The organism is Paenibacillus sp. FSL H3-0333, from assembly GCF_038002805.1.
Classification (GTDB): Bacteria; Bacillota; Bacilli; order Paenibacillales; family Paenibacillaceae; genus Paenibacillus_AQ; species Paenibacillus_AQ silagei.
The window spans coordinates 6,371,597-6,387,707 of record NZ_JBBODG010000001.1; the positions used below are offsets into that span (position 1 = coordinate 6,371,597).

The 16,111-nt window shown below is 50.3% G+C and carries 9 protein-coding genes; 2 read left to right on the forward strand and 7 right to left on the reverse strand.

Annotated elements, in window-relative coordinates; all coding sequences use genetic code 11:
* Positions 1 to 48: 48 nt before the first annotated feature.
* The 4 genes from MHH78_RS28020 to MHH78_RS28035 all read right to left on the reverse strand — a co-directional run bounded on the left by MHH78_RS28020 (position 49) and on the right by MHH78_RS28035 (position 6,708).
* On the reverse strand, positions 49 to 1,728 hold the full coding sequence (locus MHH78_RS28020; RefSeq protein ID WP_341169570.1) for a hypothetical protein: 1,680 nt from the start codon (positions 1,726 to 1,728) through the stop codon (positions 49 to 51).
* A 116-nt stretch (positions 1,729 to 1,844) separates the two neighbouring features.
* On the reverse strand, positions 1,845 to 3,299 hold the full coding sequence (locus tag MHH78_RS28025; RefSeq protein ID WP_341169571.1) for a response regulator transcription factor: 1,455 nt from the start codon (positions 3,297 to 3,299) through the stop codon (positions 1,845 to 1,847).
* Positions 3,284 to 5,032 carry a sensor histidine kinase gene (locus MHH78_RS28030; RefSeq protein ID WP_341170391.1) on the reverse strand — a complete coding sequence of 583 codons (1,749 nt, stop codon included), beginning with the start codon at positions 5,030 to 5,032 and terminating at the stop codon, positions 3,284 to 3,286. Before MHH78_RS28030 ends, MHH78_RS28025 begins: the two co-directional genes overlap by 16 nt.
* A gap of 257 nt (positions 5,033 to 5,289) precedes the next feature.
* Positions 5,290 to 6,708: an MDR family MFS transporter gene (locus tag MHH78_RS28035; protein WP_341169572.1), complete on the reverse strand. Its 1,419-nt coding sequence runs from the start codon at positions 6,706 to 6,708 to the stop codon at positions 5,290 to 5,292.
* A 116-nt stretch (positions 6,709 to 6,824) separates the two neighbouring features.
* Here MHH78_RS28035 and MHH78_RS28040 point away from each other — a divergent pair, with 116 nt between their 5' ends.
* Positions 6,825 to 7,418: a TetR/AcrR family transcriptional regulator gene (locus MHH78_RS28040; protein WP_341169573.1), complete on the forward strand. Its 594-nt coding sequence runs from the start codon at positions 6,825 to 6,827 to the stop codon at positions 7,416 to 7,418.
* 368 nt (positions 7,419 to 7,786) lie between these two features.
* On the opposite strand, the gene MHH78_RS28045 is transcribed toward MHH78_RS28040, so the two are convergent.
* Together MHH78_RS28045 and MHH78_RS28050 are read right to left on the reverse strand one after the other, a co-directional pair.
* Entirely contained in the window at positions 7,787 to 11,761 is a 3,975-nt protein-coding gene (locus MHH78_RS28045) for an endo-1,4-beta-xylanase (protein WP_341169574.1), read from the reverse strand.
* Between the two features lie 212 nt (positions 11,762 to 11,973).
* Positions 11,974 to 13,359: an MATE family efflux transporter gene (locus MHH78_RS28050; protein WP_036722618.1), complete on the reverse strand. Its 1,386-nt coding sequence runs from the start codon at positions 13,357 to 13,359 to the stop codon at positions 11,974 to 11,976.
* A 202-nt stretch (positions 13,360 to 13,561) separates the two neighbouring features.
* Here MHH78_RS28050 and MHH78_RS28055 point away from each other — a divergent pair, with 202 nt between their 5' ends.
* Positions 13,562 to 13,741 (forward strand): hypothetical protein, encoded by a 180-nt coding sequence (locus tag MHH78_RS28055; protein WP_036722620.1) that lies wholly within the window; start codon positions 13,562 to 13,564, stop codon positions 13,739 to 13,741.
* A 536-nt stretch (positions 13,742 to 14,277) separates the two neighbouring features.
* On the opposite strand, the gene MHH78_RS28060 is transcribed toward MHH78_RS28055, so the two are convergent.
* On the reverse strand, positions 14,278 to 15,837 hold the full coding sequence (locus MHH78_RS28060) for an IS1182 family transposase (protein ID WP_341169575.1): 1,560 nt from the start codon (positions 15,835 to 15,837) through the stop codon (positions 14,278 to 14,280).
* Positions 15,838 to 16,111 lie beyond the last annotated feature (274 nt).

Consider the following 16,111-nt stretch of genomic DNA (forward strand, 5'->3'; position numbering starts at 1 on the left):
AAGCATCATGTTGTTCCACGTGCTTTGGCACCATTCATCCTCTGGTAATCAGGAGTTGATCCCTTTAACCTCTACTCCATACTGCTTACTCTTTTCTTTAAAATATTTATCCCGCTCTTTATCCAAAGCCTCGATGCCAAGCTTCTTTAATTGTGCGATCATTTCATTATATTGCTGCTCAAACTTCGCATCATTTTCCGACATGATTATTTTAGCGATCTGGGCAGTTTTGTAGTTCTTAATCTGCAATTCATCATTGGCAAATTGACTGTCGGCAGGGAATAGATCCTGCGGCAGACTGAGTGCCGCATTATTATAGATCTGAATTTCTTCAGATTTGCCATAAGCCGAAGCAACCCGGTTGGCAGTTACAGCCGCCATGTCTGTTTCTTCGGTCGGAGCTGACTCCAGACTATAGGAGAAAGAGGTATTATTAAATGGCCAGAATGCACTCACGCCCGTAGTCATATACTGGGTCGCATCCTTGAGCCCCTGCTCTGTCTTCACTACATGTCCCTGATCGTCCAGATTATAATGAACACCTTCAATCCCGTAGTTGTGCAAAAGCATACCTTCTTTACTGCTCATGAAGCTTATGAATTTAGCCAGCTTCTCCGGTTCTTTGGCAGATTTCGAGACAAAGGTATGCATCCAGCCACCACCTGCCCGCTGGTTCTTCGCAAGTACAGGCTTCGCTCCCTTATCCGAAAGAATAGGACCGGAGGATGTCCAGTAATTATTGAGCTGGAAGGAAGTATTGGCCATATTACCGATAAAAGTAAAGACTCTGCCCGATGCCATATCGGCCTTCACTGCAGCATTATCCACCGTCATCTGTCCAGGTTCAAAATAGCCTCCCTGCATCGCCTTGTACAAGAAGCTCAAGGCCTCCTTCGTTTCCGGTGCCAATAGCGGGTCTCTGTAGTTACCATTCTGATCTACCGGCATGGCCCCGAAGGTGCTCTTCAGGAAGTCGAATGTAGGCTCCTGATAGCTTTTGCCATCGACCAGAAGCGGAATCACCGCAGCCCCGGATACCTTCAAATTCATATCTTTAATCTTTTGATAGGCGGCAAGCAGACCGGATTCCGTCTTGATGTCATCAAGGGTCAAACCCGCCTCTTTGAGAATATTGCCATTCACCACAATCCCATTGTTATCCGCGTAATCAATAGTATCGATATAGAATTGTCCGGAAGGAGGATATTGCTTTCTGGCATCCTCTGAGTTGATATGGCTTGGGAAAGCATAGAAGCCGCCATCCCGGTCAATGATCGTCTGCTTCACATCCGCCGGAAAATCCTTCAGCAGATGAGAATCCGGATCATATTTTTGCAAAAATTCATCCAGTTTCCACACTTTATCAGCCTCAATCAGCTTTTTCCCCAGCACATCACTTGTAATGGTCAGCAAATCCGGGAAGTTTTCACCTGAGGAAACCAGCATCAAATTCAACTTCGTCTCTCCGTCTTGTGCAGGTATGTTGAAATCAAAGGTTAAGCCGGTCTTCCCGGTGATTATACCTTGAACAGTACCGGGGTCGGTGCTCCATGTAGATGGAGGATTCCAGAAATCCACTGTCGAGAACCACACTGCTTTGTTTACAGCTGGTGCCGCATTTTGTGTCCCTTCCGGTTTGTTAGCGGTTTCATTCTTACCGGTTGAACCACACCCCGTTAGCGCCAAAGCCAGGGTCAGAACCGGAGCCATCATATACTTTAGTTTCATAGCCTATTGTGACCTCCCTTAATCTATGTGTTTGGAACATCTCTATCGTAGCTCAGATTCATGAGGATGAAGATGTCTGAATTTTTCTATTTTGGTGTTCTGTTCTTCTTTCAATGTTATATTTTCCGGTATTGGCTAGGCGTGATTCCAAAGTTCTTCTTAAACAGCTTATTGAAATGGTAATAATCCTTATATCCAATTTGCTCGACCACCTCTGCTACAGACAGGGAGGAATCTCCAAGCAGCTCCTTAGCCATACTCAAGCGCTTATGCATGATGTATTCGGAATAGGTTACTCCCGTCTCCTTCTTGATCAGCGTGCTTAAGTAGCCCAGGCTGAGATGAAACATCTTGGCGATTTCACTGAGCGACAGATCATGCATATACCTGCTGTTGATATAATCAATAATCTTCTCGACAGCCTCATTGGAAACGTGGATATCTTGCTCACTCAACTGCTCCAGCAACGACTTCATTCTGGTAAACAGCTGTTCCGGCGTATGATACATTCGAATAATCTGTTCATACGATAAGAATTCCAGCTCATTGTCCGGGCTTAATTGATGATGATACTTATGAATAATGGAGATCACCTGATTATAGATGATTGCAATCTGATCAATGTATATACGGGAATGGCGGCATTCCTCGCTGATCTGCTCCAGCAGAACCTCCACTTGAATGTTATCCTTTTCCTTAATGGATTGCTCCAGCTTTAATAGACATTTTCTAATCAGCGTGGAGATAACAGGCGGTTTGTAATGCGCGAGTTGTTCGGTTTGATGAAAGCATGCGCTGAACATCACAATCTCTGATTCTTGATACAGCCTGGAGATTGGCGTGGAAGAGCCCCCTATACCGCTTATCCCGATGTACCTGGCATCGGACAATTCATTGGTAATAAAATCGAGTAGCTCCAAAGGCTCCATGTGCTCGTCATAATTGAGCAGCAGCGAAATTTTATCATAACCCGTTCGTAAGGAGGTGACACTCAAATGGGGATATGGATGCATTCCTTCCGCTATTCTAGGACTGGAGTCTGCGGGATACAGGCAGCATATGAAGCGATAATCCGGAAGCATTCCGGTAACTTCCTGGTTGACCTGAAAATCCTCGATTGTGAATTTATTCGCCGGATTCAGCCACTCAAATAAGTCTCCCTGCAACAAATTATATTCCTCGTAAGCCTCCCGTTTTCTATTCATCTCTACGGTAAGTCTATGGATAGCCTCTTCAAGTTTGAGGGCATCAATCTGTTTGACCAGATAGTCGAATGCCCCATAACGGATCGCTTTCTGAGCATATTCAAAATCGGTATATCCGCTTACAAGAATAACCTTCGTCTCTAGCTGCAGCCCTCTTATTCTCTCCAGTAATTCAATTCCGCTTAATCCAGGCATACGAATATCGGAAATGACCAGATCCGGCAATAGCTCGGTAATCATCTCCAAGGCATGCTGACCGTCATACACCTCACCGATAATCTCGTAACCCAGACTGTTCCAGTCAATCATGTGGGCAATTCCGTACGCTACCCAAGGTTCATCATCAACAATCAGGACTTGAAGCATAGTTCTCCCTCCGTTTCTCCGGGCTCCTCCATGATCGGTACCATCAAGATCACCGTGGTCCCTTCGTCTACTTTGCTCTCGATCGTCATTTGGGCATTTTCTCCATAGAACAGCTTTATTCTACGATAGATATTGGCCAAGCCGATGCCCACGCCTCCGTCATTCATGACAACAGGACCTTCAAACCGGTTTAATTGTGCCCTCACCTCTTCCAGCCGTTGCCCGCTCATTCCTACGCCATCATCCTTGACTGTGAAACAAACGAACTGATCTGTCAGCAGGTTTACCTGAACAGTAACCCATCCAGAGCTGACCTTTGTCTCCAGTCCGTGAAAAACTGCATTTTCTACGATCGGCTGCAGTAATAATTTGAGAGTGTAGAGCGATTGCAGGCGCTCTTCCGCTTCCACCTGAATTTGTATTTTCCCTCTAAAGCGGTAATCAATAATTCTCGAATATTCCCGAAGGTAGAGCAGCTCTTCACCTATACTGACAAATCCAGCCCCTTTAACGGAATATCGGAACATCTTGGATAAAGAAGAGGTGATTTCCGCTATATCCTCTGCTTTATGAAACAGGGCAATCGCACGTATACATTCTAAGGTATTGTACAAAAAGTGAGGATTAATCTGATTCCTGTAGGCCGATATCTCCATTTTCTTTTTCATCAGCTCTATATCAAAGGCTTTTTGCTGAACGACCTGGATATCCCGGCTTAAATGATCGATATCATCGAGCATCTGGTTCAAGCGGCTGCCCAAGACTCCGATTTCGTTGTTGAACGTCACTGAGAACCTTCTGTCCTTCCCTTTTTTCGTGTAGGATTTCACAAAATCAAGGAGCGCTTTGACAGGCTTAAATACCTGATTATAGAACACAACCAGGAAGAGCAGCAGCATGGAAAAGATTACAATATAGGTAGCAATATTAAGGTTCTTGATGGTACTCACATCCTGGAGCACTTCGGCCTTAGGCAGGACGCTAATAATCTTCCAGCCGGTATTTTTAAGAACCGCTTCCTGAACCAGATATTTATGACGATTAGAGTAATTCTCAGAAAGAAAAACTTCGCCGTAATTTTGCGGAGCGGTTCCCGCAATGATGACGTCCTTTTCGTCCAGCAACAGGAATTTGGAATGGGGGGATTGCTTCGATGTCTGTAACAGCTCATTAAAGCGGGCTCCATCCATTAGAAATACGCACATTCCCCGGTAATCTTTTAACTTGATATTATTCTGCAGATTATAGACTGGAACAGATATCGTGTAGTAGGAGCTGTTGGATAATATGGAAGTAGTATATTCAATGACAGAGGCCTGATTTTTAGGTGTAATATTCGCCTTTTCCCCTAAATTGGCAATCAGCTTGCCCGTGTTGTTATAGAGCAATATCCCTTTAATGTCTTCTTTCAAAGAAAGTGTACTTGAAAATTGGGAGACAATATCATCGTCCATAAGAATATGTGTCAGTGCATCATTTGTGCTCAGATATTGCTGAAGCGTCGGACTGTACAACAAGGAGTATGAAATACCATCCATATCTTTATAGAAATTATTCATGGTTGCTTCCAGCTGAAGCATCAGCTTGTTAACAGATTCCGTAACCTTGTCCTCGACAATACGCTGCGCGATATAATTAGAAATGAGAAAGGATACTAGCAGAAAGCTTAGCATCAGCACATTCAGATAGATAATCTGTTTCACCAGGCTAACTCTTTGAAACCGCTTGATCATATACACATTCCTCCAATCAGCCTGCAAAGATAGCGCTTTCTATTAATTCCAGAGTCATTCCTGAGCGCCTCGTCCGAATTATACCCTGAATTCAGATAAACGGATACAATGTACCCTCTCCCACACTTGGGGATGCCATCCATAATTAATTCCACCGGAGGGCGGCAACAGCAACAAGAGCCTGAATCAAATAGACTGATTTCAGGCTCTCATTACTGGTGACGAAGTTATGAGAAGTTTATTGTGAATCCACGGCTCTATCTTTTTATTCTCGGCAGAAATGCCGCCGGAATCAGCGCCAGAGTCGAGAAGGCAATCGTCCACATAAACGTATGATCGAAGGCAACGGCCACTGCGGCTGGGTCACGAGTCAGGACGGAATTCAGCTCATTTTGTAAAATAATTGCGATAACCGATACGCCGAAAGCACCGCCAATCTGCTGCATAATACGGGTGGTGCTGCTGGCGTGCGGGATCTGCTTCGAGGACAGACCGATATAGGCAGAAGCCATAACCGGCAGAAAAACAGCCCCTAATCCAGCACCTCTCACGATAAGAACCGCACTCAGAAAATAGTAACTCGTATCTGCGCCAAGCTGCGTCAGCGGCCAAGTGCCAAGGATGGTAAGGACCGTTCCTACAAGAACCACGGGTCTCGATCCGATCTGATCTGTCAGTTTGCCGGCCAGTGATCTGGTCAGCAGCATCCCGATGCCTTGGGGAACGAGCAGCAGGCCGGACATAAGCACAGATTCACCGCGGACTTGCTGGAGATAGAGCGGCAGCAGCAGCATTGCCCCATAGGTGGTCAAGCCGGATAGAAACAGCAGCGATGAGGACACGGTTAAAGAACGTACCCGGAACAGCGTGACATCAATCAACGCTTCGTCTCCCTTGCGGAAGGCATGGATCACGAATACTGTCAAAAGCGCCACACCTGCTATAACGGGAACAAGGACCGCAGGATGACCAAACCCGTGGTGGGAGCTGACTTCTCCAAGGCCGTACAGGGTAAGCACGATAGCCGGAGACAGCAATAACAGTCCAGGCACATCTAGCCGCAGCGTCCGGGCATGGTGCTCTTCGTTGGGGAGCCCCTTCCACGCAACAATTATGGCAGCCAGGCAGAGCGGAATATTGACCCAGAAGATCCATCGCCAGCTCAGATGATTGACGATTACTCCTCCCAGCACCGGTCCCAGAATGGGCCCAAGCAGCGCTGGCAGAGCTATGGTCGCCATTCTTTTGCCCATATTCTGACCTCCATAGGCACGTACGGCCAAGGTCTGCATGATCGGCATCAGCAAGCCCCCGCCGATCCCCTGAAGGGTACGGAAAATAATCAGGCTCTCTACGTTCCACGCCATGCTGCACAGCACAGAGCCGAGCAAAAACAGACTCAGCGAAAATAGCCACATTTTCCTTCCCCCAAACCGTTCCACAGCCCAGCCGGTTAGCGGAATAACCATCGCAAACGACAGCAGATATCCGGTCATCACCCACTGAACAATGGATACCGAGGTGTTAAATTCCCGGACCAGCGTATCAATCGCCACATTGGTTATCGTCGTATCGAATATCGGGGCCAGAATACCGAGCATAAGAATCCACATCAAATTCCTGGCTGCTGCCTGCTGTTCAGCTGGTTCAAGTGCTGGTTTAGCTTGATTTTGCAAGTTGATCATCTCCCTTTGGTCGCTAAATAAGAAACTTTATGTTTCTTATTTGAGCCTATGATATACTATCCGCATAGGAAACGCAACGAAATTCTCCAAAGGTGGTTGAGACCGGTATGTCCACTTCTCAAGAACAGGATAAATTGAAGAACAGACGCAGAGGCAAGGAGCTCGAAGCCGCTATACTCCAGGCCGTACGGGAAGAGTTGACAGAGCAGGGGTATTCCAATCTTACGATGGACAGTGTGGCCGAGCGGGCGGGAACAAGCAAAGCCGTACTCTACCGCCGGTGGGCCAACCGTGCAGAGCTTGTGCTTGCTGCCATCCGGGACCGTGTGCCCCTGCCGCTGGAGGAAGTGCCTGATTACGGGAATTTGAGGGATGATGTGTGCGGGGTGCTGCGGGCCATGAACCAGAATAATATACAAGCAATGTTGAATGCTTTCTACGGGCTTGTAGCAGAAATGGGCGATATGCCGCTTGCCTCCTTTATTTTCCCCCATGGGCGTCAAAACAGAACCATGTCGATTTTGCTAGAACGGGCTGTTGAGCGGGGAGAAGTATCTGCCGAAGCCGTGACTCCCCGAATGCTCACTTTACCGTCCGATCTGGCCCGCCATGAGCTGATGCTGTATAACGCACCTATGTCGGAGGAGACGATCGCCAATATTGTGGACGAGGTGTACCTTCCGCTGGTCTTGAAGCGTTAATTCTTCGTCCCCGGCTCTCAGCTTCACGGCTTAAGTCATTCGCCCTTAATTTCTTTGCTGTGGGGCTAATGTTGCATGTATTGCAACTCGGCATCTAGGATATGGGGATTCCCCGGGAGATTGTTGCAGGAATTGCAGGATTATCTTCGTTAAGGCGCTTCAAGACGGGATATTCCTGCTTTTTGTACAACAATACGAGTAGCGGTTGATGTAATGTGAGTGAATGTTGTAGTTTAAGCAGGATTTTGAATCGTAATTATAAGTTGGAGTTGGAGCAGCAGCAAGATAATCCGGCTGCAACCACAAACAGCCAGCCACCGGCAATCTGCCCGGCGGCTGGCTGTCTTTCTACCTTATTAGAAGTAACTTTACAGCTTCCAGATCCGGTACAGAATCACCGCTGCTTCTGCACGGGAGAGGGTATCCCCCGGAGCAAGCTTATTGTTCTTACCGTTCACTACGCCGTATTTCAGCAAGGCTGACACGCTGTCCTTGGCATAGGCGGAGATGTGACCGGCATCGGTGTAAGATGCTATCGATCCGCTGCCTTCAGCCATGATTCCGGCCGCCTTCAGGGCACGCGCCGCAATTACCATCATCTCCTGGCGGGTGATGACGCCCGCTGGCTTGAAGGTATTGTCCGCATAGCCTGTGACGATACCGAGCTGCTTCGCGGCCGCAAGCTCCTTGCTGTATGCCGCGTTGTTCTGGACATCGCTTAAGCCTGCAACTGCTTCAGCAGCAGCCTTAAGCTCCAGCACCTTCACCAGCGAGGCTGTGAAGTCTGCTCTGTTCATAGGAGCGGCAGGCATGAAGCTGTTGCCGCCCGGAAGGATATCGCGCGCAGCCATTGCAGCGGCTGCCTGCTTCGCCCATGACAGGCTGCCGAGATCTGTAAAGGTCGGCGGAGCGAAGGCTGCGGCAAATGTGCCGAACTCTGTAGTACGGAACACCAGCGCTTCCTTCACTGCATCATAACGGCTGTTCACCACAGCAGACCATGCGCCGTTGCCGGTGAGCGAACGGACCAGAAGGGATTCAAGTTCACCCTGCTCTTCCGCTGATGCTTTGTAAGGAATAGAGACGGTCATCGCACTGCTGCCAGACAAGGCTACCTTCTGCCCGCCTGCAAGCAGACTCAGCTCCACCACCGGACGGCTGCCGGTCTGCTGGAGAGCAGTGGCATCCAGGCCTTCGGCTGTGGAATGCTTGACCCGGATGCTAACATGTTCAGTGGTTGCTGTAATCCCTGCGAGCTGCTCACTTGGAATGGACAGCGTAGCAAGGCCGTTCTGGAGGACAAGCAGGAACTTCTCCTGCGTCTTCAGGCCTTGAAGCGGCAACTGCGCTTCATAGGAGTCCACACCTGTCTGGTTCGCCAGATCGATGACGATCTGCTTCCGCCCGTCTGCTGCCGGGGCCGCCTGCTTCAAGGCTTGCTGCCACAGCTCGCCCGTCACAGTGGCTTTGGCCGCTGTGCCTTCGGTCTTCACCTCAGGTCTGATCGTCACTACGCCGTCCTTGACATCAAACTGTGCAGGCTTAGGCGCAGGTGTGCTGCTGGTATAGCTGGTGCCGCCGGAATCCGGTGCCGATGTTGGCGTTGGCGCAGGTGTTGGTTCCGGAGTCGGCGTTGGCGTCGGCTCCGTTGACGGCTCGCCGCCGTCTTTGGCCTTAAGCGTCAGCACGCCGAAGACGGAGGTGTCCTGATAACCGTTGCCGGTGGTATCATTCCAGGCGGCCACACTTTGCCGGACGCCGTTCTTGGCATCGTTGATCTGAGTGTCGAAGCCGACCTTGGTGCCGCCGGCTGGCGTAATCTTTTTGAACGGAATCTTCATTTCAAGCGTATAGTTGGTTCCGTTAACCTTGGTTACCGACTCGAAGCCTGCACCAATGGCTGCCGGACTGAAGGAGGCTTCATTGTCATAATTAACCCGGTATTGTCCGTCATCATCCTCATAGAAGGTCGTGCGGCCGAAATTCTCATCCACGAAAATCTCGACAGAGTCCTGCTCCCATGCATTAGCATTACTCTTGTCCAACTGGGCGTCACTGACCTGAACCAGCACATACAGATTCTGGTCATCCCATAGGGTACGTGCGGTTCCGCTTGCGCCCTGCCAGGCCATCTGATAACGGTTCACAGCCATCTCAGGCGCAGAGGCCCAGATTCCATCCGCTGTCCCGTCAATAACCGGCGTGCCGTAGACCGCCTCTGACACGTTAGCTTCTGCCGTATTCGGCTCATGCTCAGCCATGAATTTGGCCGGATCAATGACCGCGTAGTAAGCCGGCTTCGCCTGCAAATCCCTGTCGAACAGCAACGGGCTTGACTCCGCTCTCCAGCTTGTGCGGTCATCCATGCCCCAGAAGGTTACCCGCGCAATATGGTCGGCATGGGCCTTGTAGAGATCCATCAGCCTCGCATACAGATAGCCTTGAGCAATCCGTTCCTTCTCTGTCTGCGTATTCTGGCTGCCGGCCTGAATATCCAGTTCGGTAATGCTGACCTCTACGCCAAGGGAGATGAACCTCTCCAGCGACAGCTTGACGTTATCTGGATTCGTATTGATATTGTAGTGCGCCTGCATCCCCACACCATCAATCAGCAGCTTGCCGGGATGGGTCAGCGCGTACTTGTCATTCAGTTCCTTGACCATACTGTAGATGGCCTGGGCCTTGTTCTGGTTATCGTCATTGTAATCATTGTAATACAGCTTGATATCCCATTCCGGATGCTGGTCCAGCACCTCTCTGGCCGCCAGGAACGCCTGCTCCAGATAGTCCGGACCGATGGCATCATACCACGGAGCCTTACGCAGCGCCGCTTGCCAGTCCGAAGGATTGGACGGGTTATCATTCATTGCCTCGTTGACCACATCCCAGGAGATGACCCGGTCTCCGAAATGCTCCATAACTCCCTTGATGTGCGCTCTAAGGTTAGCGAGTGCTTCGTCACGCCCCAGGGGAACGCTAAGGCCTGCTGCATCCGTGGTCAAGTTCATCCAGTCAGGCGATTGCTGATACCATACCAGTACATGCCCATGCATCTTCATCCCTTCAGCCAGCACCTTGTTCACCATCGCATCCGCTGCTGTAAAAGTGAAATTTCCTTTGGTCGGCTGCAGCGCATCCGGCTTCATGGCATTACCTGCGGTAGCAACGTTGTGATGCATCTTCAGCAGGTCTAGCCGTACGCCTTCCAGATCCTCGGCGGATAGCGCGTTGCCGATCAGGAAGTCATTTTGATAGGCTGTTTTTAGCGGAATCAGATCTCTCTGAATATCCACCGGCGCGGTACCTGTAGGCTCGAAATTAATATCATCGATATAGAAGGAAGCGGTTGCATTATTGGAACTTTCAATATACAAGGTCAGGTATTCTCCGCCCACGCTGTTATAGCGGTAGCTGCCCTCATATTTCACCCAGCCGTCAGCCGTACTGATCGTCTTAGGGGACAGGGTCACATAACTTGCACTGCTGTCTGTGCCTACTTGTGTAGATAGCTGGAGCTGTGCGCTCGCCGGTTCGATCAGCTTCACCCAGGCAGAAAGGGTATATTCGCTGCCCTTGTCCACGTACTTCTCCACACGGAGGGAAGGCCCGTGCCAGGTATTGCTTCTGCCCTCGACCTTCAGGGAATATGAACCGCCCTCGGTATGATTCGCTTCATTCGTTACGGTCAGCGTCTCGGTTCCGGCTCTGCCGGTGAAGCCGCCCTCTTGCTGATCTTCAAAAGTCACTGTACTGAACGGCAAAGCCGGTTCACGCACAGGCTCTTCCCCGCCGCCCAGAGTGGACTCTGTCGTTATCAGAAGATCGCCAAGGTAGAAGGGTACTGTGGCTCCCTTATCGTCTGATTGGATGCGCAGCTTCTCCTCCGCGTCCACCGTGAAGGTCTTGGTCAAGGTCACGGCTTGGCCCGCATGATATTCGCCACCGGCGTAATTGCCATAACCGTCCAGTGTCAGCATCACTGCCTGTGCGTCCTTCGGCACAGTTACGCTACCATCCACATAGACCACCGCTGTTACGGTATAGGTGCTGCCCTTCTTCATGCCCATATCCGAGAGGTTGAAATCAGCCGCATCCCAGCTATCCTTCCGGTTGCTTACGTGCAGCGCTGCCCCATCACTATTTCCGTCAAAAACAACGCCCTTAACCGCCTCCAGCTTGGCGCCTCCCGACTGAACTGCCTTACCTGCGCCATTCGCAAACGTTTCGTGATATACCGTGGTCTGTGCCTCGGCTGCCTGAGCAGCCGGAAGATATCCGCCTGCCGGAAGAAGCAGAAGGGCTGCCAGCAGCACCAGAGAGACTTGCTTGATTATTCTCTTCATGCGTTGCACTCCTCTGTATGAATTTGGGTTTCAATGAGTTAAGCGCTTACAGCTAATGTGGAAGCCTCCCCCTTCACCACCCAAATCGTAGCATACGGACCAAAGTGCGTCTTACCTGAAACTAAAGGTTGTACCGTGCTTTTTATAGATGATTCCGGCTGACTGCATAGCAAAGAAGACCCCTGAATTAGGAGTCTTCTAACCGGCAGTATCTATATCAGCTTGTGCGCATACCATTTCTTGCCCCGGAAGCGCCACAGGAACACCGCTCCGCGCACTGCCCATTCGCAGTTCATCGCCAGCCATACACCCAGCACTCCATAGCCCAGCACGATCCCGAGAATATAGCCGAAGACCACCCGGAACAGCCACATCGTCAGCATCGAAGCGATCGAGGTGAAGCGCGAGTCTCCCGCTGCCCGCAGCGCAGACGGCAGAATGAAGCTGAAGGCCCACAGCGGAATCTGGGCAATCGCATTGACCAGCAGCACCACGAACAGATCATCGATGATCTCCGCAGGCGGAGAGAAGATCGACACCAGCGGATGGAACAGCGGCATCAGGATCAAGGCCACCAGGGCGTAAGAGGCGGAACCGATCCACAGGAAGGACTTGATGAACTTCCGGGCATCCGCCACATCCCCCCGTCCGATACACTGGCCGACCACGGTCACAATCGTCAGCGACAGTGCACTGGCCGGAATCTGAAAGACCATCGCCAGCGATCCGGCAATCGCATTGGTGGCGATGGCATACGTGCCCAGACTGACAATGAAGATCTGCGTCAGCAGCTTGCCGCCGTTGAAGAACATCTGCTCTGCGGCGAACGGTACGCCGATGAACATGATTTTGCGCAGCATCATAAGCGGAACATGGAACAGGTCGCGGAACTGCACACGCAGCACCGAATCGAACTTGAACAGATAGATCAAGGCACAGGCCATCCCCACATAACGAGCAATATTGACCGCAAGTGTCATGCCCAGCACACCCATGTCCAGCAGGTTAATGAAGACAACGTTGAGGATAACATACAACACGTTCATAATCAGCGACAGCATCAGCGAAGCCCGCGTCCGGCCCACGCCCCGCAGCGCACCGCATACAGCCTGAACCACGGCAATCCCCAGATACGAAATGCTGCTGCCGATCATATAGACCCGGGCATTGTCCAGCACATCGGCGGAGGCCGTCCCGAACAGCAAATTCAGAATTGGCGTATGGAAGGACATCAGCAGCAGACCGATTCCCACCGCAAGCAGCGAGACCGAGGTAACCGATCCGGCCGTGGCCTGGGAGACCATGCGGTCATTCCCGCTTCCTTTATACTGCGCAACCACCACCGTCCCCCCGGTCGCAATCGCCACAAATACATTGATCAGAAAAATATTCAGGGAATCCACCATATTCACCGCACTGACTGCCGCCATCCCCGACGAGCTGATCATCGCAGTGTTGACCAGATTCAGCCCGATAATGAAGGCCTGGTCAATGAGAATAGGCAGGAACAAAGCGATAATTTGCCGGTAATCCATGCTGTCTCCGGACAGATATTTTTCCAGCCATTTCTTGGCCGGTTGAGGAGCTTGAAGCTGCATACATTGATCACATTCTTTTCTGTAGAATAATTGCAGGCGTACTATACATTCCTTCCAGTTTACTACAGATTCCGCTTCAAGTCTGTGATAAGAGTGGAATTCGTTCAGATTACCGGATAACATTCCCTGCTCCCTAAGTAAAATCCTGGGTCCGGCCGAAATATAGAATGAGAGTATTTACATTCGGAAGGAGGAGCCTATTATGAACAATGAGATCGTTAAAAGTCTGATCCAGCAGGTGACGGAAGAAGTGTTATCCGAGAACCAAGCTGCCTTGGAGCAGAGCGGAAACAGCCAAGCCAGCATTCAATTAGCTGTGCAATTGTCCGCCGTTACCACCCTTAAGATCCTTGAAAAGCTGGAGCTGATCGATAAGGATTAACCGCACAGTCTGCCTGTGCTACATACCCGTAAGGCACTCCGCGCAAAAAAACCGCAGGAAGCGAATTTCCGCCTGCGGTTTTTTTGCGCGCCTATGGGGGGTTCAGGGGCATTTGTGCTCTTCATTTACGCTGTCCGCCCGTTTTGGGCGTATTCAGGGGCACTTGTGCTCTTCATTTACGCTGTCCGCCCGTTTTGGGCGTATTCAGGGGCACTTGTGCTCTTCATTTACGCTGTCCGCCCGCTTTGGGCGTATTCAGGGGCACTTGTGCTCTTCATTCTGACGGCTCAGAGGGATTTATCCCTCTCATTTTCGCTCACCGCCCATTTTCAGTCGAATCAATGGGATTTATCCCTTTCATTTTGACTGATCATCCACTTTTAGCCGTATCAATGGGATTTATCCCCTTCATTTCGGCTTATCATCCACTTTTAGCCGCATTAATGGGGCTGTCCCAAAAGTAGATACTCTACTGGTGGGGAAAAATCCCATGCCTTCTTAAAAGATGAATTTGTAAGAAAGGGAGCGATTCTCCGTTATTGGAGGATCGCTCCCTTGCGTTTCTGGTCATTCGCTGCTTGCTTCAGCAGGTTGTGAGCAAGCGAAAGCCAACCGACCTCTAGCGTCACTTTTTCCATGCCGCGAAGCAGAAAGCGCCGGAAGCCCCGGTTATTCTTTAATTGTCCAAATACACTTTCCGGCTCCGTCATTCGACGTACGGCCAATAGATAGCCTTCCTCGCTTCGGAGGATTTCTTTCGCCTGTTTCTGGTATCTAAGCCGCTCCAAACTGACTGCGATTTCCCGGTTTCCGCTTCCCTTCGTGCAGTTTTCTTTTAGCGGACAACCTCCGCAGCTTTGACTTTGGTAATGACGCTTCTTAATTTCGTATCCACTCTCTGTGGTTTCCTTGCTCTCTCGTTGGAAATACAGCGGGTATCCAGCTAAACACGTCCAGCGATCCTCGGATGCGTCGTAGGTCCAGTTCTCGATTTTTCCGACGTCGGCTTTCCAGGCTTTGCTCTTTTCTTTGTGGTAGGTGCTGTATTTCACGACGGCCTGTAGCTCGCTCTTTTCCAGATAGGCGTAGTTTTCTTCACTTCCATAGCCGGCATCTGCAATGACCGTCTTTGGAAGTTTCCCGAGGAATTGCTTTGTTTTTTCCAGATGTGGTTCTAAACAGCGGGTGTCACCCGGTCTTTGATGGAGACTGTAGGTTAAAATAAATTGGTTTTCGGTCCCGATCTGTAGATTGTAACCTGGCTTCAGTTGGCCATTTCGCATGTGATCTTCTTTCATCCGCATAAACGTTGCCTCGGGATCGGTCTTGCTGAAACTGTTCCGGTCCCCAAGCAGCTTTTGATATTGTTCGTACTTCTGCAGTCGAGGGAGCAAATCCTTACGCAACGACCGAACCGTCTTGTTTAGGGGCTTGTCTTTCGGTTTTTCGGCAAGCTGAGCTTCAAGCTTTTGCACGGCTTGTTCGAGTTTCTCACTGTCCATTTCCGAACCCGTGCTGAGTTCAGCCAGATCTTTGCCCTGATTCTCTTGTTCTTCCTGCTCTTCGGCTGCTTCAATGTCAGCGAATAGGGCCTGCACCTTATCTTGCAGTTTCGCTTTGTGTTTGCTGACCGCTTTGCTCCAGACAAAGGTGTAGCGATTGGCATTCGCCTCGATCTTAGTTCCGTCCACAAAATAATGCTCCAGAGACACGTATTTTTCGTCAGCCAGAAACTGAAGCACGGCGGTAAATACCGTTTCGAGGACATTTCTCATCCGCTGGGAACGGAAGCGATTCAGCGTGCGGAAGTCGGGTCGCTGCCGTCCGGCCAGCCACATGAAGGGAATGTTCTCCCGGACCGCTTTGGCGATTTGGCGAGACGAATAGATTCGCTGAGTGTAAGCGTAGATGATGACTTTGGTGAGCATTTTAGGATGGTAGCTGTCACGGCCGCCGCCGGGATAGGCCGCGTCAAAAATGGCGTTGTCCAGCCGATTGACGGCGGCATTCACGACGCGAACGAGGTGATTTCCCGGGATATCTTCTTCCAGATCCATTGGCAAGCAAAGTTGGTCCATGGTATATTGAATGTACAAAGAAACCTCTCCTTTGAAATGGTTGTGTGGTAACTCCATTTTAACAAAAGAGAGGTTTCTTTTTGTGATTTTAGAAAGATTTGAAGAAACTTTTCCCACTTAAACAGCGGAGAGGACGGAACGATTGTGTAAAAGCGGCAGCGGTCGCCTTGGTCTCCGGATTTTCACCGCTAAGGGGAATGAAAAAAATCTGGAGACCACAGCGATTGGAACAACGGTCCGTTCGCGCAGCGTCCACCCAAGTGCTCACGTTGATCCGACTACAAAATAAAGA